At 60.4% G+C, this 25,222-nt stretch carries 22 protein-coding genes; 14 read left to right on the forward strand and 8 right to left on the reverse strand.

Annotation, left to right across the window (positions count from 1 at the left end):
* From nadC to AGR1_RS26920, 4 genes are all read left to right on the forward strand, one after another.
* Positions 1 to 858 carry a carboxylating nicotinate-nucleotide diphosphorylase gene (nadC, locus tag AGR1_RS26905; RefSeq protein WP_149149011.1) on the forward strand — a complete coding sequence of 286 codons (858 nt, stop codon included), beginning with the start codon at positions 1 to 3 and terminating at the stop codon, positions 856 to 858.
* Between the two features lie 145 nt (positions 859 to 1,003).
* Complete coding sequence (locus tag AGR1_RS26910; RefSeq protein ID WP_046801707.1) at positions 1,004 to 1,255, forward strand: GlsB/YeaQ/YmgE family stress response membrane protein; 252 nt, start codon at positions 1,004 to 1,006, stop codon at positions 1,253 to 1,255.
* A 12-nt stretch (positions 1,256 to 1,267) separates the two neighbouring features.
* On the forward strand, positions 1,268 to 1,684 hold the full coding sequence (locus AGR1_RS26915; RefSeq protein WP_149149012.1) for a DUF3597 domain-containing protein: 417 nt from the start codon (positions 1,268 to 1,270) through the stop codon (positions 1,682 to 1,684).
* A 22-nt stretch (positions 1,685 to 1,706) separates the two neighbouring features.
* Positions 1,707 to 1,895, forward strand: a complete 189-nt coding sequence (locus tag AGR1_RS26920; protein WP_003522463.1) for a hypothetical protein — start codon at positions 1,707 to 1,709, stop codon at positions 1,893 to 1,895.
* Between the two features lie 90 nt (positions 1,896 to 1,985).
* Here the strand turns inward: AGR1_RS26920 and cydX are convergent, their stop codons facing one another.
* From cydX to AGR1_RS26955, 7 genes are all read right to left on the reverse strand, one after another.
* Positions 1,986 to 2,108 carry a cytochrome bd-I oxidase subunit CydX gene (gene cydX, locus AGR1_RS26925; protein WP_149149013.1) on the reverse strand — a complete coding sequence of 41 codons (123 nt, stop codon included), beginning with the start codon at positions 2,106 to 2,108 and terminating at the stop codon, positions 1,986 to 1,988.
* 25 nt (positions 2,109 to 2,133) lie between these two features.
* Entirely contained in the window at positions 2,134 to 3,291 is a 1,158-nt protein-coding gene (gene cydB, locus AGR1_RS26930) for a cytochrome d ubiquinol oxidase subunit II (protein WP_149149014.1), read from the reverse strand.
* Between the two features lie 6 nt (positions 3,292 to 3,297).
* On the reverse strand, positions 3,298 to 4,875 hold the full coding sequence (locus AGR1_RS26935; protein ID WP_149149015.1) for a cytochrome ubiquinol oxidase subunit I: 1,578 nt from the start codon (positions 4,873 to 4,875) through the stop codon (positions 3,298 to 3,300).
* A gap of 66 nt (positions 4,876 to 4,941) precedes the next feature.
* Positions 4,942 to 6,633 carry a thiol reductant ABC exporter subunit CydC gene (cydC, locus tag AGR1_RS26940; RefSeq protein WP_149149016.1) on the reverse strand — a complete coding sequence of 564 codons (1,692 nt, stop codon included), beginning with the start codon at positions 6,631 to 6,633 and terminating at the stop codon, positions 4,942 to 4,944.
* The gene (cydD, locus tag AGR1_RS26945) at positions 6,630 to 8,417 is read right to left on the reverse strand and encodes a thiol reductant ABC exporter subunit CydD (RefSeq protein ID WP_149149096.1); all 1,788 of its coding nucleotides are present in this window, start codon (positions 8,415 to 8,417) and stop codon (positions 6,630 to 6,632) included. Before cydD ends, cydC begins: the two co-directional genes overlap by 4 nt.
* A gap of 17 nt (positions 8,418 to 8,434) precedes the next feature.
* Positions 8,435 to 9,013, reverse strand: coding sequence for a GbsR/MarR family transcriptional regulator (locus tag AGR1_RS26950; protein WP_080794393.1), 579 nt, complete (start codon positions 9,011 to 9,013; stop codon positions 8,435 to 8,437).
* A 366-nt stretch (positions 9,014 to 9,379) separates the two neighbouring features.
* A complete protein-coding gene (locus tag AGR1_RS26955) occupies positions 9,380 to 10,411 on the reverse strand; it encodes an L-idonate 5-dehydrogenase (RefSeq protein WP_080794395.1) in 1,032 nt (343 codons plus the stop codon).
* Between the two features lie 219 nt (positions 10,412 to 10,630).
* Between AGR1_RS26955 and AGR1_RS26960 the strand changes: the two genes are divergently transcribed.
* The 3 genes from AGR1_RS26960 to AGR1_RS26970 all read left to right on the forward strand — a co-directional run bounded on the left by AGR1_RS26960 (position 10,631) and on the right by AGR1_RS26970 (position 13,509).
* Complete coding sequence (locus AGR1_RS26960) at positions 10,631 to 11,386, forward strand: SDR family oxidoreductase (RefSeq protein WP_149149017.1); 756 nt, start codon at positions 10,631 to 10,633, stop codon at positions 11,384 to 11,386.
* An 85-nt stretch (positions 11,387 to 11,471) separates the two neighbouring features.
* Positions 11,472 to 12,365: an NAD(P)-dependent oxidoreductase gene (locus tag AGR1_RS26965; protein ID WP_149149097.1), complete on the forward strand. Its 894-nt coding sequence runs from the start codon at positions 11,472 to 11,474 to the stop codon at positions 12,363 to 12,365.
* A gap of 160 nt (positions 12,366 to 12,525) precedes the next feature.
* Complete coding sequence (locus AGR1_RS26970) at positions 12,526 to 13,509, forward strand: aldose 1-epimerase (protein ID WP_149149018.1); 984 nt, start codon at positions 12,526 to 12,528, stop codon at positions 13,507 to 13,509.
* Positions 13,510 to 13,527: 18 nt separating this feature from the next.
* Here AGR1_RS26970 and AGR1_RS26975 read toward each other — a convergent pair whose 3' ends face one another.
* The gene (locus AGR1_RS26975) at positions 13,528 to 13,989 is read right to left on the reverse strand and encodes an Lrp/AsnC family transcriptional regulator (protein WP_080794397.1); all 462 of its coding nucleotides are present in this window, start codon (positions 13,987 to 13,989) and stop codon (positions 13,528 to 13,530) included.
* Between the two features lie 167 nt (positions 13,990 to 14,156).
* On the opposite strand from AGR1_RS26975, the gene AGR1_RS26980 reads away from it, so the two are divergent.
* The 7 genes from AGR1_RS26980 (at position 14,157) to AGR1_RS27015 (ending at position 25,160) form a co-directional block, all read left to right on the forward strand.
* Positions 14,157 to 14,870, forward strand: coding sequence for an aspartate/glutamate racemase family protein (locus AGR1_RS26980; protein ID WP_149149019.1), 714 nt, complete (start codon positions 14,157 to 14,159; stop codon positions 14,868 to 14,870).
* Positions 14,871 to 15,641: a class II glutamine amidotransferase gene (locus AGR1_RS26985; protein ID WP_080794400.1), complete on the forward strand. Its 771-nt coding sequence runs from the start codon at positions 14,871 to 14,873 to the stop codon at positions 15,639 to 15,641.
* Positions 15,642 to 16,125: 484 nt separating this feature from the next.
* Positions 16,126 to 18,588 carry a glycogen/starch/alpha-glucan phosphorylase gene (locus tag AGR1_RS26995; RefSeq protein ID WP_080794403.1) on the forward strand — a complete coding sequence of 821 codons (2,463 nt, stop codon included), beginning with the start codon at positions 16,126 to 16,128 and terminating at the stop codon, positions 18,586 to 18,588.
* Complete coding sequence (gene glgB / locus AGR1_RS27000) at positions 18,588 to 20,795, forward strand: 1,4-alpha-glucan branching protein GlgB (protein WP_149149020.1); 2,208 nt, start codon at positions 18,588 to 18,590, stop codon at positions 20,793 to 20,795. The genes AGR1_RS26995 and glgB overlap by 1 nt, the downstream gene beginning before the upstream one ends.
* Positions 20,796 to 20,816: 21 nt before the next feature.
* Complete coding sequence (gene glgC / locus AGR1_RS27005; protein ID WP_077984795.1) at positions 20,817 to 22,079, forward strand: glucose-1-phosphate adenylyltransferase; 1,263 nt, start codon at positions 20,817 to 20,819, stop codon at positions 22,077 to 22,079.
* Between the two features lie 5 nt (positions 22,080 to 22,084).
* A complete protein-coding gene (glgA, locus tag AGR1_RS27010) occupies positions 22,085 to 23,527 on the forward strand; it encodes a glycogen synthase GlgA (protein ID WP_149149021.1) in 1,443 nt (480 codons plus the stop codon).
* A gap of 4 nt (positions 23,528 to 23,531) precedes the next feature.
* Positions 23,532 to 25,160: an alpha-D-glucose phosphate-specific phosphoglucomutase gene (locus AGR1_RS27015; protein WP_149149022.1), complete on the forward strand. Its 1,629-nt coding sequence runs from the start codon at positions 23,532 to 23,534 to the stop codon at positions 25,158 to 25,160.
* The last annotated feature ends 62 nt before the right edge of the window (positions 25,161 to 25,222 follow it).

The following is a 25,222-nucleotide window of genomic DNA, read 5'->3' on the forward strand; positions in this document are numbered from 1 at the left end:
ATGACCCTTTCTCCCCTGCCCCGCCTCATCATCGAACCGCTTGTGCGCAACGCCCTTCTGGAAGACCTCGGCCTGGCGGGCGACATCACGTCCGCCGCCGTCATTCCCGCCGATCATCGCTCGGTCGTCGTCATGGCCGCACGCGAGGCGGGCGTCATCGCCGGTCTCGATGCGGCGGAACTGGCTTTCCAGCTGGTAGACCCGGCCATCGTGATGAAACGGCATGTGCAGGATGGGGCCGCCGTGGTTCCCGGCGATATCATCGCAACGATCGAAGGCCCCTCGCGCGGCCTTCTGACGGCGGAGCGCACGGCGCTGAATTTCCTCGGCCATCTGTCGGGCATCGCCTCCGTCACCGCAAAAATCGTCGCCGCCATTGCCGGCAGCAAAGCCTCGGTCGCCTGCACCCGCAAGACGACGCCGGGGCTGAGAGCGCTGGAAAAATATGCCGTGCGCGCCGGCGGCGGCATGAACCACCGTTTTGCGCTTTATGACGCTGTTCTTATCAAGGACAACCATATCGCCGTGGCCGGCGGCGTGCGCGACGCCATCCGCCGGGCCCGGCAGGGCGTGGGGCATCTCGTCAAGATCGAGGTAGAAGTCGATACGCTGGCGCAACTGCGCGAGGTTATGGACGAGGGCGTAGATGCGGTTCTTCTCGATAATATGACACCGGAACAGCTGCGTGAGGCGGTAGAGATCGTTGCCGGTCGCGCCATCACCGAAGCCTCCGGCCGTATCAATCCGCAAACAGCGGCAGCCATCGCCGCCACCGGCGTCGATCTCCTCTCCATCGGCTGGATCACCCATAGCGCGCCGGTTCTTGATATCGGGCTGGATTTTGAGAGCCAGAGTTGAGTTTGCGCTAACGTACACGTCTCACGGAACAAAACTTCCGCCTCTTCGTTAATAATCGCCTGGGGTCAATTCAAGGCGGGGGGACGTGCGCAAAAAATGCGGGTCCATATGCCTATGACCTCTCTCTAGAAAGGAAAGGCCTGTTATGGAAGACGCACAAGTTGGCTGGATTGCAGCAATCATCATCGGCGGCGTAGCCGGTTGGCTCGCCGAACAGTTCATGAAAAGCAATATGGGTGTTTTCATGAACATTATCCTCGGCATTGTTGGCGCCATCGTCGCCAATTTCCTTCTGGGGCTCATCGGCGTCTCGCTCGGAGGCTGGATTGGCTATCTCATCGCCGGTTTCATCGGTGCCTGCATTCTCATTGCCGTCGGGCGCGCATTTCGCAGATAAGGGGAGGACAGAATGAGCTTTTTCAACAAGATCAAGAACGCGATTTTCGGCAAGGCTGAGGCCGCGCCGCAGACATCCGCTCCGGCCGGAACACCGCCGACTACGGCCAGCCCGACCGCAGCAAGCCCGGCAGCACCAGCCCCGACAACGGCGGCTCCGGCGCCGACCGGCAATGTCGATGTCGCGTCCATTCTGGATGAGGCTGTCAAGAAAAACGGGCAGAAGCTCGACTGGAAACATTCCATCGTCGATCTTCTCAAGGCTCTCGACCTCGACAGCAGCCTGAGCGCCAGAAAGGAACTCGCCAGCGAGCTCGGCTATACCGGCGATACCTCGGATTCGGCGACGATGAACATCTGGCTGCACAAGGCCGTCATCAGGAAACTGTCCGAAAACGGCGGCAAGGTTCCGGCCGACCTTCTGGATTGAAACGATAAACGGGAGCGCCGCGATGGACGACTACTCCAGCCTTCGAGAGCAGATTGGCCAGGACCTCGACACCCTGCACAGGACCGAGAATCCGAAGTCGATTTTCGAGATCGCCGACGACTATCTTCTGGGAAATCCAAATCTCAAGAGGGCCATCGTCGAAGACATCATCAAGGAAGAAGCGGACAAGCGCGGCATCGCGATCCACTGACGCCGCGCATCGCAGGCACGGCTGCTGTCCACAAAGGGGCGTCATCCCAACCGGATGCCGCCCCCTTTTTATGCCACGAACCTCGAAGCTTTATTTATCCGGCTTCGCTTGCGCCTTTTTCGCGTTTTCTTCCATCAACTCATACCACATGGCGTTCATGACGGCGAAGATGGCGGCGAGAGGCAGGCCGAGCAGCCAGGCGAAATACCACATGTTCGATCTCCTTCTTTCTTGAGTCTCAGTAGGCATGACCGCTGTCGTCGCGGATCGCCTTTTCATCCACCTTGCCCCACAGCACGCGATAGACCCACGACGTATAGGCGACGATGATCGGGATGAAGATGAGGGCGACGACCAGCATGATGAACAGCGTCATATGGCTGGACGATGCATCCCAGACCGTCAGGCTCGATCTGGGATCGACCGACGACGGCAGGATGAAGGGAAACATCGTCAGCCCGACCGTTGAGATGATGCCGAAAATGGCGAGCGAGCTTGAAAGCAACGCCAGCACCTCCCTGCGGGCCCGGAACAGGATGAAGGCCACGAGCGGGAAGACAAGACCGAGCGCCGGCGCCAGCATCATCCAGGGATGCGCCGCATAGTTGGAAAACCAGACGCCGCTTGCGACCTCGACCGTCTTTGACAGCGGATTGGAAGGACCGTCGCTCACGACCTCCGAGGTGAAGCGATAGCCATCGATACCGAGCCACAGAAAGACGCCGCCGAGCGCAAAAAGAACGGTGGTGGCAAGCGCCGCAATGCTGCCAAAACCGCGGGCACGGGCGGCAACCGGACCATCCGTTTTCAGCACCAGCCACGCCGCACCATGCATGACGAGCATGGCGACGGATACGAGGCCGCAGAGGATGGCATAGGGGTTCAGAAGCTCAAACAGCGTCGTGCCGTCGTACAAAATCCTGAGATCGTCATTCAGGTGGAAGGGTACGCCCTGCAGCACATTGCCAACCGCCACGCCGAAGATCAGCGACGGGACGAAGCCGCCAATAAAGAGCGCCCAGTCCCAGCCGGTGCGCCACGCGGTGCTTTCACGCTTGGAGCGATATTTGAAGCCGACCGGCCGCAGGATCAGCGCGAACAGGGTGGCAAACATCGCCAGATAAAAGCCCGAGAACGACACCGCATAAAGCGGCGGCCAGGCGGCAAAGATCGCGCCTCCACCAAGGATCAGCCAGACCTGATTGCCTTCCCAGACCGGCCCGATGGAATTGATGACGACACGCCGCTCGATGTCGGTTTTCGCAACGAATGGCAGCAGTGCGCCGGTGCCAAGATCAAAACCACCGGTAACAGCAAAACCGATCAGCACCACGCCAAGCAGCAGCCACCAGATGACGCGGAGGATTTCGTAGTCGATGAGTTCGTGCAAAATCATAATGGTTTACTCCGCAGCGACGAGTTTTTCAGGAACGAGCGGCGCTTCCGGCTCATGGTCCGGGTCCGGCCCCTTGCGGATCGCCTTCAGCATCAGCCCCATTTCGACGATGAACAGCACCGTGTAGATGGCGATGAAGCACAGGAGCGTGATGAGGACGGTCGACGCGCTGAGGCTGGAAACGGCGGCGGCCGTTGGCAGCACGCCCTCGATGATCCATGGCTGGCGACCGAATTCGGCCACCACCCAGCCCATTTCCGCCGCGATCCAAGGCAGCGGGATGGCGAAGACCGCCACTTTCAGCAGCAACGGATAGTGATCCAGCCGGCGGCGGGCCGAGAGATAAAAGAAAGTCGCCGTCAGCAGAATGAAGAACATACCGAGGCCGACCATGATGCGGAACGACCAGAACAGCGTTGGCACATGGGGGATCGTATCGGCTGCCGCCTTGGCGATCTGCTCTTCGCTCGCCTGACGCGGATCATCGACGTAGCGTTTCAGCAGCAGGGCATAACCAAGCTCATGGCCGAGTTCGGCAAAGGTGCCGCGCACCTCTTCCGGCAGTTGCGCACCTTTGCCAGTGGCGCGTATCTGCATCAGCGCATCATAGGCCTTGATGCCGTCGCGGATGCGGTTCTTCGCCTGCTCCACCAGATCGTTGATGCCCGGAATTTGCGTGTCGAGCGAGCGGGTGCCGATGAGGCCCATCACCCACGGGATCTTCACGGCAAAATGTGTTTCGCGTGCTTCCTGATCAGGAAAACCGATGGCCGTGAAGGGGGCAGGCGCCGGCTCCGTTTCCCACATGGCCTCGATGGAGGCGAGCTTCATCTTCTGGTGTTCGGTCGAGAGATAACCGCTTTCATCACCCAGCACGACGACCGACAGCGCGGACGCCAGACCGAAGGAAGCGGCAACCGTCATCGAGCGCTTGGCGAGATCGACATGGCGGCCTTTCAGCACATACCAGGCCGAAACGCCGAGCACGAAGATTGAAGCCGTCACGTAGCCGGCGGAAACCGTGTGAACGAACTTCGCCTGCGCCACCGGGTTGAACAGAACCTCGAAGAAGTCAGTCACCTCCATCCGCATGGTCTGGGGGTTGAAGGCTGAGCCCGTCGGGTTCTGCATCCAGCCATTGGCGATCAATATCCACAGCGCCGAAAAATTCGAACCGAGCGCCACGCACCACGTCGCGACGAGATGGCCGAGCTTCGACAGCTTGTCCCAGCCGAAAAAGAACAGGCCGACGAAGGTGGCTTCCAGGAAGAAGGCCATCATGCCCTCGATGGCCAGCGGCGCACCGAAGATGTCGCCGACATAATGGCTGTAATAACTCCAGTTCATGCCGAACTGGAATTCCATGACGATGCCGGTGGAAACGCCGAGCACGAAGTTGATACCGAACAACGTGCCCCAGAATTTCGTCATCTGCCGCCAGACCGTGCGGCCGGTCATGACATAGACCGTTTCCATGATGGCGATCACCACCGATAGTCCGATCGTCAGGGGGACGAACAGAAAGTGATATAAAGCCGTCACTGCAAATTGCAGGCGCGACAGCGCCACTATGTCGAGTTCCATAGTCTTACCCACCTTTTCCGGAAGACCGGCCTTCCATTTCAAAGACGACGCCGGCTCTCAAAAATCTCAGTCCGGGCGTAGTGTCTCAAGCACTACGCCGTATTCCGGGGTGCCGCTTTGACATTGATCAAGTTGGCGCCCGTCTTTCAGCACGATGATGCGATCGGCAAATTCCGCTTCGCGGCGATTATGAGTGATCATCACGACAGTCTTCCCCTCTGCCCTCGCAAACAGCCGGGTGAGCACGTCGCGCGCAGTCTCCCCGTCCAGCCCTTCCGTCACCTCGTCGAGAAGCCAGAGCGGACGATCCGCAAGCAGGAAACGGGCGAGCGCCAGACGGCGCGACTGTCCGCCGGAAAGCCCTTGACCCGCCTCGCCAAGCCTTGTCTCCAGGCCGGCGGCCAAGGTTTTGACGTGTTCGGCAAGGCCTGCCGCCTCAAGCGCGTCCCATAGCTCGGCCCCGGTTGCGGCGGGTTTCGCGAGCCGCAGATTGCCCGCGATACTGTCGCGGAAAAGCTGGCTTCGCTGCGTCATAAGAGTGGACGGCAGGGCGCTGACCGTGCCTGCAACCGGCTGCAATTCACCCCCCAGAAGCTGGATGAGACTTGTCTTGCCCGCGCCGCTCGGGCCGACGATCGCAACCCGTTCTCCGACAGCGATTGCAAGGTTGATATTCGTCAGGACAGGATTGTCGTTCCCCTCCCGCTCCAGATGCACATCTTCTAATTTTGCCGCCATCCCGCTGGCCGGCAAGACGGGACAGCGACCCTCAACCGTTGCCGAGAGACGCGGCGCGATGCGCCTCGCGGAAAATAGCGTGCGCCCAAGCTCCATAGCCCCGCGGCGCAGCGCCGTAAAAGGCTCCAGCGCGGCAAAACAGACCAGCAGCCCGAGCGCCGCCGCCGGCGCGGTGACCGCCCCCCGTTCCGCAAGCCAGGCCATGCCGAGAAGGGCCGCGCTCAAAAGAACGGCCGCTGAAACCCCGAAGGAAAAACCGGCACCGGTCTCGATGCGGTTCAGGGTATCATCGCAGGCAGAGAGGTAATCATCCGCCCGTTTCACCGCCGCGACCTGCGCGGAGAGGCGGCCGGCGGTCAAGAACTCCGTCTGCCCGTTCACGAGATCGGCCGTGCGGGCGCGAAGGGCTTCCAGCCCGATTGCCCGACGGCGCGAGAATGTTTCCGCCCGCAAGGCGGCGCGCACCGAAATTCCAAGCCCCGCCGCGATGAGGAAAACCGCCGCCAGAATGCCGGCCAGAGGATGGAGAAAAGCAAGCCCGAGGCCTGTCGCGATTGCGGCAAGGATCGCCACGGCGGCGGGAACCAGCACGCGCAGATAAAGCGAATCCAGCGCGTCGATATCCGCCGTCAGCCGGTTCAGCAGGCGCGCAGGCCTCGCCTCCAGGGATTTCGCAGCCTGCGGCGCAGCAAAGCCACGAAACAGTTTTTCCCGAAGTGCTGCAAGCACGGAAAGCGTGGCGTCATGGGTCGTCATGCGTTCGCCGTAACGGGCGGCGGTGCGCGCCAGCGCCAGAAGACGAATGGCGGCCGAAGGCGCAAAGACATCGAAAGCATAGGCCGTTGCCGGCAGAAGGCCGGCAATCGCCGTTGCGGTGATGAACCAGCCGGAAACGCCGAGAAGGCCGATGCCCGCCAGCACCGTCGTTACCGCCAGAGCCGCGCCCGCCAGCAGCATGCCGCGCCGGGTCGACCAGAACAGGCCGATAATGGGTCTCAATATCGCAAAACGCGCGATCATGGCTGCCCCCTCGAATGGATCGCCGTCATATCCACGATCCTGTCCATGCGCGCCGCAAGCACCGGATCATGGGTCGCGACGATCAATGTCCTACCATTTGCCAGTTGCAGCAGGTTATCCGTGACGAGAGCAGCCGTTTCCCGGTCGAGATGGGCTGTCGGCTCGTCGGCCAGAACTAGCTGCGTGGCGGGGTCTGCGAAAGCACGCGCAATGGCAAGCCGCACCGCCTCCCCACCCGAAACGCCATATCCGCCATCACCGATCTGCAGATGCCGGCGTGCATGCCTCAATTCATCGAGCCCTGTGCGGCGCAGCGTCTGTTCCACCATGCCGTCACTGACAACCGAACGGCCGAAGCGAATGTTCGCCTTCAGCGAACCGGCAAAAAAGAACGGCTTCTGGCTGACCCAGCCGATCGTCCCGCGCAGCCCATCCGCCGTCGCATTATCGAGCTTGACGCCGCCGATCCTGATCGAGCCCTCTCCAGCCTCGGCCAACCCGGCAATCAAGGACAGTACAGTGGATTTGCCACAACCGGAAGGCCCAAGAATCGCAACTCTCTCACCCTGCTGAACCTTCAGGTTGAGATTTTGGATGACCGGCGGGGTGTTCGGATAAGCAAAGGAGAGATTGTCCATCTCCACCAAGCCGGACTTCGGGGCTGCGACAGACGCCATATCCGCGCCCTCGCCGGCGATGGCCGTACCGCCGGCCGTCAATTTGCCGAGCGCATCAAGCGCCGCTTCGCCGGCTGCGCGGTCGTGCCAGACGGCGGCGAGTTCCCGCAGCGGCTCGAAAAAGGCCGGCGCCAGAAGCAGGATGAAAAGACCTTCGGCGAGTGTCAGCTTGTGGCCCCAGGCGCCGAAATTGAGAAAACCGAGCAGATGAAAACCGATATAGACGGCGGTCATGGCAACGCCGAGCGCCGCGAAAAGCTCCAGCACCGCCGAGGAGAGAAAGGCGATCCTGAGCACCGCCATCGTCCGCTTCTTCAGGTTCTGCGCATCGGCGCTAAGACGCTTTGCAGTCAGATCGACGGCTTTAAGCGTGCGGATCGTTTCCAGCCCACGCAGGCGATCAAGCAGGAAGGCATTCATATTGCCGGTCTCGGCAAGCTGCTTTTCGCTGGCGGCCTTCGCCTGCCAGCCGATGAGCGCCATGAAAAGCGGGATGGTTGGCATGGCGAGCAGCAGCACCAGCGCCGCAATCCAGGTGAATGGCAGGATCGCCAGCACGAAAACCAGCGGCACGATGGTCGCCTTCATCCGCGCCGGCTGGAAACGGGAAAGATAGGGCACCAGCGCTTCCGCCGCCTCGGCCACGACGCCTGCCGCCTCACCGGAGGCGGGGCGTGACAGATCGAGCGGGGAAACCTTCGCCACGGCCTTCAGCGCTTCCAGCCGCCGTTGCGACAGCGCCGCACGGGCGGCACGAAACGACAGCCGCGCCGCCATCTTTTCCAGCCATGCCTTGATGAGGCCGAGGATGAGAACCGCAGCCGCGGCCGGCACGATCGCCATCATCGGCGCGCCATCGGCAATTCTTCCGACTGAAAAGGCAAGCAGACCCGCCTGCGGCAACCAGAGCAAAGCCGCCAGCACATGCAGCAGCGCAACGGATCTCCTCACCACCGGCGCGCCTGTCATTTTCACCCGCCCGTCAGCTCTGTCGCGAAAGGTTTTGTGGTTGGCTTTGCGCCGACCCATCGTATCGGGCGAGACTGCAGCCGGCGCGGGACAGGCTGCCCCTTCACCATCAGGCTCCTGGCGGATTTCCACGGACATGCTCACGGCCGATCTCCTCACCCGTCCTTCTTCGCGCCACGGGGTCTAGCGAGGGAGACGATCCTGTCCTTGGCCTCCAGAAACTTCGTGACCTTCGAACCGAGCGCCAGAAGCGAAGCCAGCCGTTCCGTCTCCAGCCGCTTCACATCGTCATACCAGCCGGTCAGCTGCTCGATCAGCGTTTTCATCTCATCGATGCGCTGTTGCGCATGCCGCTCGTCTTCGTTTTCGGGCGTTTCCATCAGAATTTCGCGCAGCACGCTGAGCGTGGGATCGATCTCGCGTTTCTTGCGCTCTTCGGCAAGGGTGCGGAGAATTTGCCAGACATCGTCAGGCGTCGTGAAAAAATCGCGCCGGTCGCCGGGAAAATGCTTGAGAACTGCAAGGTTCCAAGCCTGCAGCTCCTTCAGGCTCATCGACACGTTGGAACGGGAAATGCCGAGCGCCTCCACGATATCGTCCGCACACAGCGGCTGCGGCGAAATATAAAGCAAAGCATAGACTTGGCCGACGGTGCGGTTGATGCCCCAGCGGCTGCCCATCTCACCGAAATGCAGCACGAAGGACTGAACGAGCGGCGAGAGGTTGGACGGCATTTCTTCACTTCCTGAATTTTCAGTAATTTCTGAAATTTCGATAACGCAAATAACGGCAGGCGGCAAATCACCTTTTTGACCTGCGTCAAAATGTGCACATGGGCAGAGACGACGACGGTCATGGGCGCAGCCGGGGCAAAATATCCGGCACTCGAGTTGGGGCTTCATGACAGGCTGGGCGTTTGCTGGGGCTATCACTCTCCCTTCGCCATCCGGCCTTGAGAAGGAACGACTTACAAAAATAGGCTATGATATCGATAACATCACCACAGGTTGCCACGGGCAAAAATCCATCCATAAAAAACCGGCGGCGGAATGATCCGCCGCCGGTCAAATGCTCCGTATACGTTTGTGCAGAACAAACGCTTACGAAAAAGCGATCTGCACCTTCATCGCACGGCTGCGGTCCGAGGCGAATTCGAAGGCCGAGATGGCGTCGGCGAGATCGACGGTCTGGGTGATGAAAGGCTTAACGTCGATCAGGCCCTTCCGCATCAATTCAACGCCGGTGGCGAATTCTTCGTGGAAGCGGAAAGAGCCGCGCAGATCCAGCTCCTTGGCGGTAATCGCCATCATCGGCAGGCTCATATCTCCGCCAAGACCGAGCTGGACGATGATGCCGCGCGGACGAAGCGCCGTAATACCGCCGGCAAGCGCCGCGGCGGCGCCAGAGCATTCATAGAGAACATCGAAGGTTCCCTTGCTCGCGCCATAGGCGGCAAGTGCATCGGGCTCATCCTTGCTGTTGATGACACGATCCGCACCCGCCTCACGCGCCTTGTCAAGCGTGAAATCGGAAAGGTCGGTGGCGACGATTTCCGCCGCACCCGCCCGGCGCGCAGCCAGAATGGACAGGATGCCGATGGGGCCACAACCCGTGACAAGCACGCGTTTCCCCAGCAAATCGCCGGCGCGGCGGGTGGCGTGAAGCGTCACCGCCAGCGGCTCCGCCATGGCGGCCTCGCCGGCGCTCAGGCCATCGGCCGGCACGCATTGCAGGGCGTCGGCCACCAGAACCTCACGGAAAGCGCCCTGAATATGCGGAAAAGGCATGGCGCTGCCATAAAACCGCATGTTGAGGCACTGGTTGTGCAGGCCTTCCTGGCAAAAGCGGCAGGTTCGGCACGGGCGGGACGGCGAAACGGCGACCAGACCGCCGACCTTCAGCCCTTCCACGCCCTCGCCCAGTTCTTCGACGACAGCGGAGACCTCATGGCCGAGCACCATGGGTTCACGAAGCCGCACCGCTCCGAAGCCGCCATGGTTGTAATAGTGCAGATCGCTGCCGCAAATTCCGCCCCGGACCAGACGAAGCCGCAGTTCTCCCGGCCCCGGCGCTTCCTCGGGCCGCTCCTCGATGCGCACATCCTTTGCCCCATGGGCGACAATCGCTCTCATAAATATCTCCCGCTCGACATCGCGCCTGAATGGCGCGACGAATAATCCGCATCCCTGTCACCGCCGCCTGCCGCGCATTTACACGTCGTGCGGCTTCCCCACGCGCCCGACCCGTACCGAGAGCGGGCGTTTAAGCCTTGACATCCACGCCCGAAAGGGATGAATGTTATCGATAACATAATTCTGTACGAATGCAATGTCGAGAGACTGGAGGAAACAGTGGGCCTTAATTTGTTCGATCTTTCCGGCCGCCGCGCCCTGATCACGGGTTCGTCCCAGGGCATTGGCTTCGCGCTGGCGCAAGGGCTTTCGCAAGCGGGCGCGGAAGTGGTGCTGAACGGGCGCGACGAGGCGAAGCTGAAAGCCGCCGCCGCCGGTATCAAGGGTGCGAAAACACTTGCCTTTGATGCGACCGATCATGAAGCGGTGCGCAAGGCCATCGACGGTTTCGAGGCGGAGGTCGGCCCCATCGATATTCTGGTCAACAATGCCGGCATGCAGCACCGCACGCCGCTGGAGGATTTTCCAGCCGATGCCTTCGAGCGCCTGCTGCAGACCAACATCGCCTCGGTGTTCCACGCCGGGCAGGCTGCCGCGCGCCATATGATCAGCCGTGGCCGTGGCAAGATCATCAACATCGCCAGCGTTCAGACCGCTCTTGCCCGCCCCGGCATCGCGCCCTACACCGCCACCAAGGGGGCCGTCGGCAACCTGACGAAAGGCATGGCGACGGACTGGGCCAAATACGGCCTGCAATGCAACGCCATCGCACCCGGCTATTTCGACACGCCGCTCAACGCGGCTCTGGTGGCGGACGAAACCTTCTCGGCATGGCTTGAAAAGCGCACGCCCGCCGGTCGCTGGGGCAAGGTCGAAGAGCTTGTCGGCGCCTGCATCTTCCTGTCGTCCGATGCCTCGTCCTTCGTGAACGGGCACATTCTCTACGTCGACGGCGGCATCACCGCTTCGCTTTAAAAACACCGAAACCGGATGACCGGCTGTGGCTATCCGGTTTTGAACCGACGACACCACGACACTTTGGGAGGAGGCCGTGAACACCATGACCGAGAAGAACAAAGTCGCCCTGATCGGCGCTGGCGCCATGGGCGGGGCGATCGGCACACGGCTCATCGAGACCGGAAATCAGCTGACGGTTTTCGATCTGGATGCGGAAAAGGTGGCGGCGCTAACGAGCCTTGGCGCGCAGAGCGCGGGGACGGCTGCGGAAGCGGCTTCGGTTTCCGATGTGGTAATCCTCAGCCTCAATTCGCCGAAAATCGTCCGCGTCGCCGTCTTTGGCAAGGATGGGGTCGCGGCGGGGGCGAAGCCCGGCACGCTGATCATCGACATGTCCTCCATCGACCCGGAAGCGACGAAGGAACTGGCGGCCGATGCCGCGGAAAAAGGCCTTCGCTGGGTGGACAGCCCGCTTTCGGGCGGTGCGCCGAAGGCGCTCATCGGGCAATTGACACTGATGGCCGGCGGCAGCGAAAAGGATGTCGCCGATGCACATCGCGTGCTGCGGCATGTGGCCAGCAATTTTACCCACATGGGGCCCTGCGGCGCAGGGCAGACGACGAAACTCATCAACCAGGTTCTGTGCGGGCTGAATTTCCTTGCGGTGGCGGAAGCAACACAGCTGGCGCTGGATGCCGGCGTCGATGCCGCCAAGATACCGCAAGCGCTGAAGGGCGGCCGCGCCGACAGCGCCATCCTGCAGGAATACATGCCGCGTTATGTGGCGAAAGATTACCGCCGCACCGGACGCATCGACAATATGGTGAAAGACCTGAACGGCGCGCAGGATCTCGCCCGGCGCACCAACACGGCCATGCCGCTGACAGCCATTTGCGCCGAGGTGCACCGCATGCTGACGGCGGCCGGGCTGGGTGGGGAGGATCAGGCCGCGCTGATGGAATATTTCAGCGGCGCGAAACGCACTTTTCCGGACTGATTTGCCCGGCAGACATGGAATGGCAGGAGCCTGTTGATACAGCCCTTGCGGGCCCTTAACGGCCATTGCGAAATTGTCCTTCAGCGAAGATGATCAGGCGAATCGGCAGGGCAGTCGCCCCGATGACCGCAGATGCATGCATGCAAAGGACAATTTCCCGATGACCACCCCCACGACAGGCACGGGGATTGCCGGTGTGACCGTTTCTGGAAACGGTTTCACAGCCGAAGTCGCTTATGAGGGCGCGACACTTCTAAGCTGGCGGCCGGTCTCTACCGATGGCGGCGAAGGCGAAAATCTTGTCGACGGCTATTCGACGCCTGCCGAAATGCAATCGCAAAACGGCGTGAGAAACGGCATTCTCGCACCCTTCACCAATCGCATCCCGGATGGCCGGTTCAGTTTTGGCGGGCAGATGCACCGTATTGGGCCGGTGCTTGCCCATGAAGCCCTCGTCTTCCACGGATTTGCCAGAGCCCTGCCCTTCGAGCTTGCGCAGTCTTTCAAGGAAAACGGCGCTCACACTCTCGTCTTCCGCGCCGAAATAGCGCCTGCGGATTTTGAGGGTTATCCCTACCGTCTCGCCATCGAGGTCGAATATCGTTTCGCCGGCCATGAGGTCACCATCGACATACGCGGCATCAATCTCGACGACCAGCCCCTGCCTTTCGCCGCCGGCTGGCATCCCTATTTCCGCCTGCCCGGCACGACGTCTATCGACGATCTTCTCCTCACGCTGCCCTCGCGAACGGCGATTGAAACAAACGAGGACCTGATCCCCCGTCGCGGCGCACAGGGCGGGGTGGTCAAACGGGACGACACCCGCTTTCTTCATACGCCGCTGTCCGGCCATGTACTCGATGTCTGCTTCACCGATCTCATCGCATCCGAAAACGGGCTTTACGAGACGAGGCTGGAAAAACGCCACAACGGTTCGAGCCTGACGGTTTGGCAGGAGCGCGGGCACATGCATGTCTTCACCGGCGATACGCTCGCCCGCGGCAGGCGGCAATCCATCGCGCTCGAACCGGTGGAAACGCCGACCAACGCCTTCAACCAGCCGGAACTCGCGGATGCGATTACGCTGCAACCGGGCGAGGCGCGAAGCTTCCGCTTCGGTGTTCGTTTTGTGGCGGCGCGCTGATCAAGGCCCGACGAGCACTCAGATATGTGTCGTCGGCAGCGAAGACGACAGCTTCACCGTCTCCATGGAGATATAGGCGGACATGTCGTAAAGCTCGACGCGGCGCAGGATCTGTTTGTAGATCGTGTCGTAATATTCGACATTCGGCAGCACCAGTTTTAGAATATAGTCGAAATTGCCGGTCAGCCGGTGAACCTCGACAATTTCCGGTATGGTGCTGACGGCGGCATGGAACCGGTCCAGCCAGTCCTCCGCATGCAGGCCGGTTCTGACCAGCAGGAAAACCGTGGTCGGCAGGTTGATCTTGCGACGGTCGAGCAGCGCCATCGTACCCGTTACATAACCTTCCGCCCGCAGCCGCGTGATACGCCGCGAACAGGCGGATAGCGACAGCGCCACTTCCTCCGCAATGTCGACGAGCGGCGTTTCTGCATTTTCCTGGAGAATCGCAAGGATTCGGCGGTCGCGATCATCAATCATCGTTAAAGAATGCACAGGTTAACGCAATAGCGCAAGAAATTTGCGATTTCCATAGAAAGAGCGCCCTGATTTTGCATATATATCGTGAAATCCTTGCAAAAACGCATGCCGTTTTCGCCCCGACGATGGCATTCTTATTTTCAATCAAACTCGATAAGGGAACTCTTATGAAACGGATCGGCCTGATCGGCGGCATGAGCTGGGAATCAACCGCAACCTATTACCGCATGATCAATGAGGCTGTGCGCGACAGCCGCGGCGGGCTGGTTTCGGCCGACATCGTCATGCATTCGCTCGATTTTTCCGAGGTCGTCGCCCTTCAGAAGGCTGATCGCTGGGATGAGGCAGGCGCACTTCTGGGTGCTGCCGGTGCGCGCCTTGCCAATGCCGGCGCCGATTGCGTGCTGATCTGCACCAACACCATGCATCTTGTCGCTGACACCGTAGCGAAAATGTCCGGCGTGGCGCTTATCGATATCATAGACGAAACCGCCGCAGCCCTGAAGGCGGACGGACGCCGCAAGCCGCTTCTGCTCGCCACCCGCTACACGATGGAACATGGCTTCTACACAGACCGCATGCGCCGCCATGGCGTCGACGTGGTCGTGCCCGATGCGGAAGACCGGGCTGCGATCCACGACATCATCTTCGGCGAACTGTGCCAGGGCGAGATCAAGTCCTGCTCGCGCGAGCGCTATCTCGCGGTCATCGAGAAGGCCCGCGCACTTGGCGTCGATTCCGTCATTCTCGGCTGCACCGAGATTTCGTTGCTGATCGATCCCGATGCCCTGCCGCTGCCGGGTTACGATTCGACCGCCATTCACGCCAAGGCCGCCGTCGGCTTCGCGCTCGGAAACAAGGCCCTGAACAGAGCCGCATGAATGTGCCGCCTCTTTGCCTATTCCGGTAAACCCGTCTGGCTCGACAGCCTGCTGATCGAGCCGGAAGCATCGCTGGTCAGCCAGTCCATGGCCGCAAGGGAAGCGAAAACCGTCGTCAATGGCGATGGTTGCGGCCTTGGCTGGTATGGCGAACGCGGAACGCCCGGCGTGTTTCGCGATACCAGACCCGCCTGGTCGGATGCCAACCTCGCGGCACTCTGCCACCAGCTTCGTTCGGGCATGTTCATGGCCCATGTCCGCTCCGCCACGTCAGGCGAAGTTTCCCGCGCCAATTGCCACCCCTTTGCGCATGGGCAATATCTCTTCATGCATAACGGCCAGATCGGCGGTTACGAGCAGATAAGACGCGATATCGATTCCCTTATTCCCGATGATATCTATGCATCCCGGCGCGGCACCGGCGACAGCGAAGCGATTTTCCTCATCGCCGCCGGCCTCGGCCTTGATGCCGATCCGGTACGCGCCATTTCCACCGCGCTTCGCCTCTGTCAGGAAAAGATGATCGCAGCGGGCGTCTCCTCCGCCCTGCGCTTCAGCGCCGTGCTGATGGACGGCGATTGCGTGCATGCCTTCCGCTGGTCTAGCGATGACAAACCACCGACGCTCTACTGGCGTGGGTTGGAAGAGGGTATTGCGTTGAGTTCCGAGCCCTTTTCGTTTGATTGCACCCCATGGTGCGCCGTTCCACCCAATACCCGCGTGACGATCCGCGCCGGGGAAATGATGACGCAGCCTTTCTGCCTCGGGTGAACACGGCGATGTCGCCCGGTTTCACGCAGCCGCTACCGCCAACAGGTGCGGCTGCGGCGAAGGCCTATTTATTTTCATTGAATTGTTACAGCCGCGAAGGCTAGTGTGTGATCCTAAGTATCAGACCGAAGCCGTTAAGCGGTTTTCGGCCCGGTGTTTAAACAGGATAGTTGAGCGAAACAGATTTCAGGACCGGTGAACCATTTAAAAGTGTTGCAGCCTCTTTCCCTTTTTTGAACGATGCCCGGCATCGCAATGACCACGCAATCCTTTTTCGGTAACGGCGGATAAAGGGTCGGCAATGCCTTTGGCGATCCTTGGAGCGCGGAAGAAAAGGTCTTATTTTTCATAATCCTAAGCCGTTCAACTTTCCGCGAAAATTGCTGTTGCCACACCTCCATATCGATGCATAAACTGGCATCAGCAAAGGCAACACGGATCGACCTCTCAGACCCTCTCCTCCCACCAAGGTGCTGACCGACCAATGATCAATAACCTCAACACCGCCGATCTTCCCCGCCCCGCCCCGCGCAGTTCCAACCCGGAAATCATGGCCGCGGAAATCATCGAACGCCTCACCTACCGCATCGGCAAGGACGTCAAGGTCGCCAAGCCGCATGACTGGCTGACCGCAACCATCCTCGTCGTGCGCGACCGCATCATCGACAAGTGGATGGAATCCACCCGCAAGGCCTATGCCAACAATTCCAAGCGCGTTTATTATCTGTCGCTGGAATTCCTGATCGGCCGCCTGATGCGCGACGCCATCTCCAATATCGGGCTGATGCACGAAATCCGCGATGCACTGTCCTCGCTCGGCGTCGATCTTGACGTTATCGCCGGGCTGGAGCCGGATGCCGCACTCGGCAATGGCGGCCTTGGCCGTCTAGCCGCCTGTTTCATGGAATCCATGGCGACCGTCGACATTCCCGCCTATGGTTACGGCATCCGATACGTGCACGGTCTCTTCCGCCAGCAGATGGCGGATGGATGGCAGGTGGAACTGCCGGAAACGTGGCTTGCGCATGGCAACCCCTGGGAATTCGAGCGACGCGAAAGCTCTTATGAAATCGGCTTCGGCGGATCGGTGGAGACGATCGGCGGTTATGAAGATCCGCAGCGTTTCGTCTGGAAACCGGCCGAACGCGTCATCGCCATGGCCTATGACACGCCGGTCGTCGGCTGGCGCGGCACCCGCGTCAATACGCTCCGCCTCTGGTCCGCGCAGCCGATCGACCCCATTCTGCTGGCCGCCTTCAATGCCGGCGACCATATCGGCGCATTGCGCGAGAGCAACAAGGCGGAAAGCCTGACGCGGGTTCTCTACCCTGCCGACGCGACGCCGGCCGGTCAGGAACTGCGCCTCAGACAGGAGTTCTTCTTCTCCTCCGCCTCGCTGCAGGACATTCTGCGCCGTCACCTGCAGCAATATCCGGACTTCACTTCGCTGCCCGAAAAGGTCTCGATCCAGCTCAACGACACGCATCCGGCGATCTCCATCGCCGAAATGATGCGTCTTCTGTGCGATGTGCACGGGCTGGAATTCGAGGAGGCGTGGAAGATCACGCAGGGCACCTTCTCCTACACCAACCACACGCTTCTGCCGGAGGCGCTGGAAAGCTGGCCGGTGCCGCTGCTCGAGCGTCTTTTGCCAAGACATATGCAGATCGTCTATGCGATCAACGCCAACACGCTGCTCTTTGCCCGCAAGGAAAAGAAGATGGCGGATCAGCAGATCCGTTCGATCTCGCTGATTGACGAAGGCGGCGAGCGTCGCGTGCGCATGGGCAATCTCGCCTTTATCGGCTCACATTCCATCAACGGCGTTTCCGCCCTTCATACCGACCTGATGAAGGAAACGGTCTTTGCCGACCTGCACAGCCTTTACCCTGACCGTATCAACAACAAGACCAACGGCATTACGCCGCGCCGCTGGCTGATGCAGTGCAATCCGGGCCTCACCAGCCTGCTGCGCGAGGCGATCGGCGACGATTTCCTCGATGATGCGGCAAAGCTGACAGCACTCGACCGTTTCGCCGACGATGCCGGTTTCCGCGAAAAATTCGCCGAGGTGAAACGTCTGAACAAGGTGCGGCTTGCCAATACGGTAGCGCAGCGCATGGGCATCCGCGTCGACCCTTCCGCCATGTTCGACATCCAGATCAAACGTATCCATGAATATAAGCGCCAGCTTTTGAACCTCGTGGAGACGGTCGCGCTTTACGACCAGATCCGTTCTCACCCGGAACTGGATTGGGTGCCGCGCGTTAAGTTCTTCGCAGGCAAGGCTGCGCCGAGTTATCACAACGCGAAGCTGATCATCAAGCTTGCCAATGATATTGCCCGGGTCATCAACAACGATCCGGCCGTGCGCGGGCTTCTGAAAGTGGTGTTTATTCCGAACTACAACGTCTCGCTGGCGGAAATCATGGTTCCCGCCGCCGATCTATCCGAACAGATATCGACGGCCGGCATGGAAGCCTCCGGCACCGGCAACATGAAATTTGCGCTGAACGGCGCGCTCACCATCGGCACGCTCGATGGCGCGAATGTCGAAATGCTGGAGCATGTCGGTTCCGACAATATCGTCATCTTCGGAATGACGGCGGATGAAGTGGCCAAGGCGCGCGCCGAAGGCCACAATCCCCGCGCGATCATCGAAGGATCGGCGGAGTTGTCGCAGGCGCTGTCCTCCATCGCCTCCGGCGTCTTCTCGCCGGATGACCGCTCCCGTTTCGCCGGTCTGATCGACGGTATCTATAACAGCGACTGGTTCATGGTCGCCGCCGACTTCGACGCCTATGCCAATGCACAGCGCGACGTGGACGCGATCTGGAGCGATCCGGACAGCTGGTATGCCAAGACAGTGCGCAACACGGCGCGCATGGGCTGGTTCTCGTCCGACCGGACAATCCGCCAATATGCCACCGAGATCTGGAGAGCCTGATGAAAAAACCGCTCAATTCGGCCGACGAGAAAAAGACTGGCGATATCACGAAGGCTGAAATCGAGGCGATCAAGAGCGGTTTGCATTCCAATCCCTTTGCCCTTCTCGGCGTTCATGAAACGCCGGAAGGATTTTCCGCCCGCTGTTTCATTCCCGGCGCCGAGGAGGTTTCCGTCCTGACGCTCGACGGAAACTTCGTGGGCGAATTAAAGCGGCTCGATCCGGACGGCTTTTTCGAAGGCCGGATCGATCTTTCAAAGCGCCAGCCGGTGCGGTATCGCGCCAGCCGCGACGATGCCGAATGGGCGGTGACCGACCCTTACAGTTTCGGCCCGGTTCTCGGCCCAATGGACGATTATTTCGTCCGCGAAGGATCGCATCTGCGGCTCTTCGACAGGATGGGCGCGCATCCGCTGAAGCTCGAGGGCGTCGAGGGCTTCCACTTCGCCGTCTGGGCTCCCAATGCGCGGCGCGTTTCCGTCGTCGGCGATTTCAACAATTGGGATGGCCGACGGCATGTCATGCGGTTCCGCAAGGATACCGGCATCTGGGAAATCTTCGCGCCTGACGTCTATGCCGGCTGCGCCTACAAGTTCGAAATCCTCGGCGCAAACGGCGAGCTTCTGCCGCTGAAGGCGGATCCCTATGCGCGGCGCGCCGAGTTGCGGCCGAAGAACGCCTCCGTTACCGCGCCTGAACTCACCCAGGAATGGGAAGACCAAGCCCACCGGGAACATTGGGCGCAGGTGGACCAGCGCCGCCAGCCGATCAGTATCTATGAGGTGCATGCCGGCTCCTGGCGGCGGCGCGAGGACGGCACGTTCCTGAGCTGGGACGAACTGGCCGCCGAGCTCATTCCCTATTGCACGGATATGGGCTTCACCCACATCGAATTCCTGCCGATCACCGAACATCCCTATGACCCTTCCTGGGGTTATCAGACCACCGGCCTTTACGCCCCGACTGCCCGTTTCGGCGATCCGGAAGGTTTCGCCCGTTTCGTCAACGGCGCACACAAGGTCGGCATCGGCATTCTGCTTGATTGGGTTCCGGCGCATTTTCCAACCGACGAGCACGGGTTGCGCTGGTTCGACGGCACGGCACTTTACGAACATGCCGATCCGCGTCAGGGTTTCCATCCCGACTGGAACACGGCGATCTATAATTTCGGCCGCGTCGAGGTCATGTCCTACCTCATCAACAACGCGCTTTACTGGGCCGAAAAATTCCATCTTGACGGCCTGCGCGTCGATGCAGTCGCCTCGATGCTTTATCTCGACTACTCCCGCAAGGAAGGCGAGTGGATACCCAATGAATATGGCGGGCGCGAGAACCTGGAATCCGTGCGCTTCCTGCAGAAGATGAATTCCCTCGTTTATGGCACCCATCCGGGCGTCATGACCATTGCCGAGGAATCCACTTCCTGGCCGAAAGTATCGCAGCCCGTCCACGAGGGCGGCCTCGGTTTCGGCTTCAAGTGGAACATGGGTTTCATGCACGACACGCTGAGTTATTTCTCGCGCGAGCCGGTGCATCGCAAGTTCCACCATCAGGAACTGACCTTCGGCCTGCTTTACGCCTTCACCGAAAATTTCGTGCTGCCGCTTTCCCATGACGAGGTTGTGCACGGCAAGGGATCGCTGATCGCCAAAATGTCCGGCGATGACTGGCAGAAATTCGCCAATCTGCGGTCCTATTACGGCTTCATGTGGGGTTATCCCGGCAAGAAGCTGCTGTTCATGGGGCAGGAATTCGCGCAGTGGAGCGAGTGGAGCGAGAAGGGTTCGCTCGACTGGAACCTCCGCCAATATCCGATGCATGAGGGCATGCGCCGCCTCGTGCGCGATCTCAACCTCACCTATCGATCCAAAGCCGCCCTGCACGCCCGCGATTGCGAACCCGACGGCTTCCGCTGGCTGGTGGTCGATGATCACGAGAACTCCGTCTTTGCCTGGCTGCGCACGGCGCCCGGCGAAAAACCGGTGGCGGTCATCTGCAATCTGACCCCGGTCTATCGGGAAAACTATTATGTGCCGCTGCCCCAGGCTGGGCGGTGGAGGGAGATCCTCAACACCGACGCCGAAATTTATGGCGGCAGCGGCAAGGGAAATGGCGGACGCGTTCAGGCGGTCGATGCCGGGGGAGACATCGGGACAATGCTCGTCCTGCCGCCGCTCGCCACGATCATGCTCGAGCCGGAAAACTGACAGACAGAGAGGGAGGACACCATGTCGGAAAAAAGAGTTCAGCCTTTGGCACGCGATGCAATGGCCTATGTCCTCGCAGGCGGCAGAGGAAGCCGCCTGAAGGAGCTGACGGACCGCCGGGCAAAACCCGCCGTCTATTTCGGCGGCAAGGCGCGCATCATCGATTTCGCGCTCTCCAACGCGCTCAATTCCGGCATTCGCCGCATCGGCGTCGCCACGCAATACAAGGCGCACTCGCTCATCCGGCACCTCCAGCGCGGCTGGGACTTCTTCCGTCCCGAGCGTAACGAAAGTTTCGATATCCTGCCGGCCTCCCAGCGCGTTTCCGAAACGCAATGGTATGAAGGCACGGCCGACGCCGTCTACCAGAACATCGACATCATCGAGCCCTATGCGCCGGAATATATGGTCATTCTCGCCGGCGACCATATCTACAAAATGGATTACGAATACATGCTGCAGCAGCATGTCGATTCCGGCGCCGATGTAACGATCGGCTGCCTTGAAGTGCCGCGCATGGAAGCAACCGGCTTCGGCGTGATGCATGTGAATGAAAAAGACGAGATCATTGATTTCATCGAAAAACCGGCCGATCCGCCGGGCATTCCCGGCAATGAAGGCTTCGCGCTCGCCTCGATGGGCATCTACGTCTTTCACACGAAATTCCTGATGGAAGCGCTGCGCCGCGACGCCGCCGATCCGAGCTCCAGCCGAGACTTCGGCAAAGACATCATTCCCTATATCGTCGAGCACGGCAAAGCCGTCGCCCATCGCTTCGCGGATTCCTGCGTGCGTTCCGATTTCGAGCATGGTCCCTACTGGCGCGACGTCGGCACCATCGATGCTTACTGGCAGGCCAATATCGACCTGACGGATGTGGTGCCGGACCTCGATATATACGACAAATCCTGGCCGATCTGGACCTATGCGGAAATCACACCGCCGGCGAAATTCGTGCACGATGACGAGAACCGCCGCGGCTCGGCCGTGTCTTCGGTCGTCTCCGGCGATTGCATCATTTCCGGCGCCGCCCTCAACCGCAGCCTCCTCTTTACGGGTGTGCGGGCCAATTCATATTCCCGCCTTGAGAATGCCGTAGTACTGCCAAGTGTGAAGATCGGGCGCCACGCCCAGCTCAGCAATGTCGTTATCGACCATGGCGTGGTCATTCCGGAAGGACTGATTGTAGGAGAAGACCCAGAACTGGATGCCAAACGTTTCCGCCGCACTGAAAACGGCATTTGCCTTATCACCCAATCGATGATCGACAAGCTGGACCTGTAGAGCCCATGAATGTCCTTTCGGTTTCATCCGAAATCTATCCCCTGATCAAGACCGGAGGGCTCGCCGACGTTGTTGGCGCACTCCCCATCGCGCTGGAAGCCCATGGCGTCACGACGCGCACATTGATACCCGGATATCCGGCGGTGAAAGCCGCCGTGACGGACCCCGCCAAATGCTTCGAATTTACCGATCTGCTCGGCGAAAAAGCCGACGTGCTCGAAGTGCGGCATGAGGGGCTCGACCTCCTTATTCTCGATGCGCCCGCCTATTACGAGCGCTCCGGTGGCCCCTATCTCGACCAGACCGGCAAGGATTATCCTGACAACTGGAAACGCTTCGCGGCGCTTTCCCTGGCCGCCGCCCGCATCGCCGCCGGCGCGCTTCCCGGCTGGCGGCCGGATATGGTGCATGCCCATGACTGGCAGGCCGCAATGGCGCCGGTCTATATGCGTTATGCCGAAACGCCCGAGATTCCGAGCCTTCTCACCATCCACAACATCGCCTTTCAGGGCCAGTTCGGCGCGAATATCTTCAGCAAGCTTGGCCTTCCCGCCCATGCCTTTGGCATGGAAGGCATCGAATATTACAACGATGTGAGCTTCCTGAAGGGCGGCCTGCAGACGGCAACGGCGCTCAGCACCGTCAGCCCGTCCTATGCCGAGGAAATCCTCACCCCGCAATTCGGCATGGGCCTGCACGGCGTCATCGGCAGCCGCGCCCATGTGCTGCACGGCATCGTCAACGGCATCGATGCCGACGTCTGGAACCCGGCCACCGACCACCTCATCCACGACAATTATTCAGCCGCCAATCTCAAGAACCGCGCGCTGAACAAGAAGGCGGTCGCCGAACATTTCCGCATTGACGGTGATGACAGCCCGCTTTTCTGCATCATCTCCCGCCTCACCTGGCAAAAGGGTATCGACCTCATGGCGGAAGCCGTGGACGAGATCGTTACCCTTGGCGGTCGCCTCGTGGTGCTGGGCGCGGGCGAAGTGGCGCTGGAAGGCGCGCTTCTGGCTGCGGCGTCCCGCCACCATGGCCGCGTCGGTGTCGCCATCGGTTACAACGAGCCGCTCTCGCATCTGATGCAGGCGGGCTGCGATGCGATCATCATTCCCTCGCGTTTCGAACCCTGCGGCCTCACCCAGCTTTACGCGCTGCGTTATGGCTGCATTCCGGTCGTCGCCCGCACCGGCGGTCTTGCCGACACCGTGATCGACGCCAACCATGCCGCCATCGCCAATAAATCGGCGACCGGCGTGCAATTTTCACCCGTCACGCTCGATGGTCTGAAACAGGCGATCCGCCGGGCCGTCCGTTATTACCACGACCCCAAACTGTGGACACAAATGCAGAAACTCGGAATGAAATCCGATGTTTCCTGGGAAAAGAGCGCCGGTCTTTACGCCGCGCTTTACAGCCAGCTTATTTCGAAAGGCCATTGAAACAATGATCAAGACCGTTCAGACGAAGCCCTATCAGGACCAGAAGCCGGGCACATCCGGCCTGCGTAAGAAGGTGCCGGTCTTCGCCCAGGAAAATTACGCGGAGAACTTCATCCAGTCGATCTTCGACGCGCTTGAAGGCTTTGAAGGACAGACGCTGGTGATCGGCGGCGACGGCCGCTATTACAACCGCGAAGTCATCCAGAAAGCGATCAAGATGGCCGCCGCCGCCGGTTTCGGCAAGGTTCTGGTCGGTCAGGGCGGCATTCTCTCCACACCCGCCGCCTCCAACGTCATCCGCAAATACAAAGCCTTCGGCGGCATCGTGCTTTCCGCCAGCCATAATCCCGGCGGTCCGACCGAAGATTTCGGCATCAAATACAATATCGGTAATGGTGGTCCCGCACCTGAGAAGATCACGGACGCTATCTATGCCCGCTCGAAAGTCATCGACAGCTATAAAATCTCCGATGCCGCCGATATCGATCTCGATAAGGTGGGCAGCTTCAAGGTGGACGATCTGACGGTTGAGGTGATCGACCCGGTTGCCGATTACGCCGCCCTGATGGAAGAGCTGTTCGATTTCGACGCCATTCGTGCCCTCATCGCCGGCGGTTTCAAGGTCGTCATCGATTCCATGAGTGCCGTCACCGGCCCCTATGCCGTCGAGATAATCGAGAAACGCCTCGGCGCTCCCAAGGGTTCTGTCCGCAACGCAACACCGCTGCCGGATTTCGGCGGCCATCACCCCGACCCGAACCTTGTCCACGCCAAGGAGCTTTATGACGACGTCATGAGCCCGGAAGGCCCCGATTTCGGCGCGGCCTCCGACGGTGACGGCGACCGCAACATGGTGGTCGGCAAGGGCATGTTCGTCACCCCGTCCGACAGTCTCGCCATCATCGCGGCCAATGCAAGACTGGCCCCCGGTTATGCCGCCGGCATTTCCGGCATCGCCCGCTCGATGCCGACCAGTGCTGCAGCGGACCGTGTGGCCGAAAAACTCGGCCTTGGCATGTATGAAACGCCGACCGGCTGGAAATTCTTCGGCAATCTCATGGATGCCGGCAAGGTAACGATCTGCGGCGAAGAAAGCTTCGGCACCGGCTCCAACCATGTACGCGAAAAGGACGGCCTGTGGGCCGTGCTCTACTGGCTGAACATTGTTGCCGCGCGCAAGGAAAGCGTGAAGGACATCGTCACAAAGCACTGGGCCGAATATGGCCGCAACTATTATTCCCGCCATGACTATGAGGAAGTGGATTCGGACGCCGCCAACACGCTGGTCGCCACACTGCGCGAAAAACTCGCCACACTTCCCGGCACCAGCTATGGCAATCTGAAGGTCGCGGCGGCGGATGATTTTGCCTATCACGATCCGGTCGATCAGTCGGTCAGCAAAAATCAGGGCATCCGCATTCTGTTCGAAGGCGGCTCACGCATCGTGCTGCGCCTTTCAGGCACGGGTACTGCGGGCGCCACGCTTCGCCTCTATGTCGAGCGTTACGAGCCGGATGCAGCCCGTCACGGCATCGAAACGCAGGAGGCGCTTGCCGACCTGATTTCCGTTGCCGATACCATCGCCGGCATCAAGGCCCATACCGGCCGCAACGCACCGAGCGTTATTACGTAAGGGCTTGCCGCCCGCTTCATGAGGGACGCACTGAAAGCGTCCCTCACTCGGCCTTGCCTCCC

This window comes from Agrobacterium sp. B1(2019) (genome assembly GCF_008274755.1).
GTDB classification, from domain to species: Bacteria; Pseudomonadota; Alphaproteobacteria; order Rhizobiales; family Rhizobiaceae; genus Agrobacterium; species Agrobacterium salinitolerans.

Coding starts and splice junctions, on each gene's coding strand:
- nadC (WP_149149011.1), top strand. CDS start 1: ATGACCCTTTCTCCCCTGCCCCGCCTCATCATCGAACCGCTTGTGCGC.
- AGR1_RS26910 (WP_046801707.1), top strand. CDS start 1,004: ATGGAAGACGCACAAGTTGGCTGGATTGCAGCAATCATCATCGGCGGC.
- AGR1_RS26915 (WP_149149012.1), top strand. CDS start 1,268: ATGAGCTTTTTCAACAAGATCAAGAACGCGATTTTCGGCAAGGCTGAG.
- AGR1_RS26920 (WP_003522463.1), top strand. CDS start 1,707: ATGGACGACTACTCCAGCCTTCGAGAGCAGATTGGCCAGGACCTCGAC.
- cydX (WP_149149013.1), bottom strand. CDS start 2,108: ATGTGGTATTTCGCCTGGCTGCTCGGCCTGCCTCTCGCCGCCATCTTC.
- cydB (WP_149149014.1), bottom strand. CDS start 3,291: ATGATTTTGCACGAACTCATCGACTACGAAATCCTCCGCGTCATCTGG.
- AGR1_RS26935 (WP_149149015.1), bottom strand. CDS start 4,875: ATGGAACTCGACATAGTGGCGCTGTCGCGCCTGCAATTTGCAGTGACG.
- cydC (WP_149149016.1), bottom strand. CDS start 6,633: ATGATCGCGCGTTTTGCGATATTGAGACCCATTATCGGCCTGTTCTGG.
- cydD (WP_149149096.1), bottom strand. CDS start 8,417: ATGTCCGTGGAAATCCGCCAGGAGCCTGATGGTGAAGGGGCAGCCTGT.
- AGR1_RS26950 (WP_080794393.1), bottom strand. CDS start 9,013: ATGCCGTCCAACCTCTCGCCGCTCGTTCAGTCCTTCGTGCTGCATTTC.
- AGR1_RS26955 (WP_080794395.1), bottom strand. CDS start 10,411: ATGAGAGCGATTGTCGCCCATGGGGCAAAGGATGTGCGCATCGAGGAG.
- AGR1_RS26965 (WP_149149097.1), top strand. CDS start 11,472: ATGACCGAGAAGAACAAAGTCGCCCTGATCGGCGCTGGCGCCATGGGC.
- AGR1_RS26970 (WP_149149018.1), top strand. CDS start 12,526: ATGACCACCCCCACGACAGGCACGGGGATTGCCGGTGTGACCGTTTCT.
- AGR1_RS26975 (WP_080794397.1), bottom strand. CDS start 13,989: ATGATTGATGATCGCGACCGCCGAATCCTTGCGATTCTCCAGGAAAAT.
- AGR1_RS26980 (WP_149149019.1), top strand. CDS start 14,157: ATGAAACGGATCGGCCTGATCGGCGGCATGAGCTGGGAATCAACCGCA.
- AGR1_RS26985 (WP_080794400.1), top strand. CDS start 14,871: ATGTGCCGCCTCTTTGCCTATTCCGGTAAACCCGTCTGGCTCGACAGC.
- AGR1_RS26995 (WP_080794403.1), top strand. CDS start 16,126: ATGATCAATAACCTCAACACCGCCGATCTTCCCCGCCCCGCCCCGCGC.
- glgB (WP_149149020.1), top strand. CDS start 18,588: ATGAAAAAACCGCTCAATTCGGCCGACGAGAAAAAGACTGGCGATATC.
- glgC (WP_077984795.1), top strand. CDS start 20,817: ATGTCGGAAAAAAGAGTTCAGCCTTTGGCACGCGATGCAATGGCCTAT.
- glgA (WP_149149021.1), top strand. CDS start 22,085: ATGAATGTCCTTTCGGTTTCATCCGAAATCTATCCCCTGATCAAGACC.
- AGR1_RS27015 (WP_149149022.1), top strand. CDS start 23,532: ATGATCAAGACCGTTCAGACGAAGCCCTATCAGGACCAGAAGCCGGGC.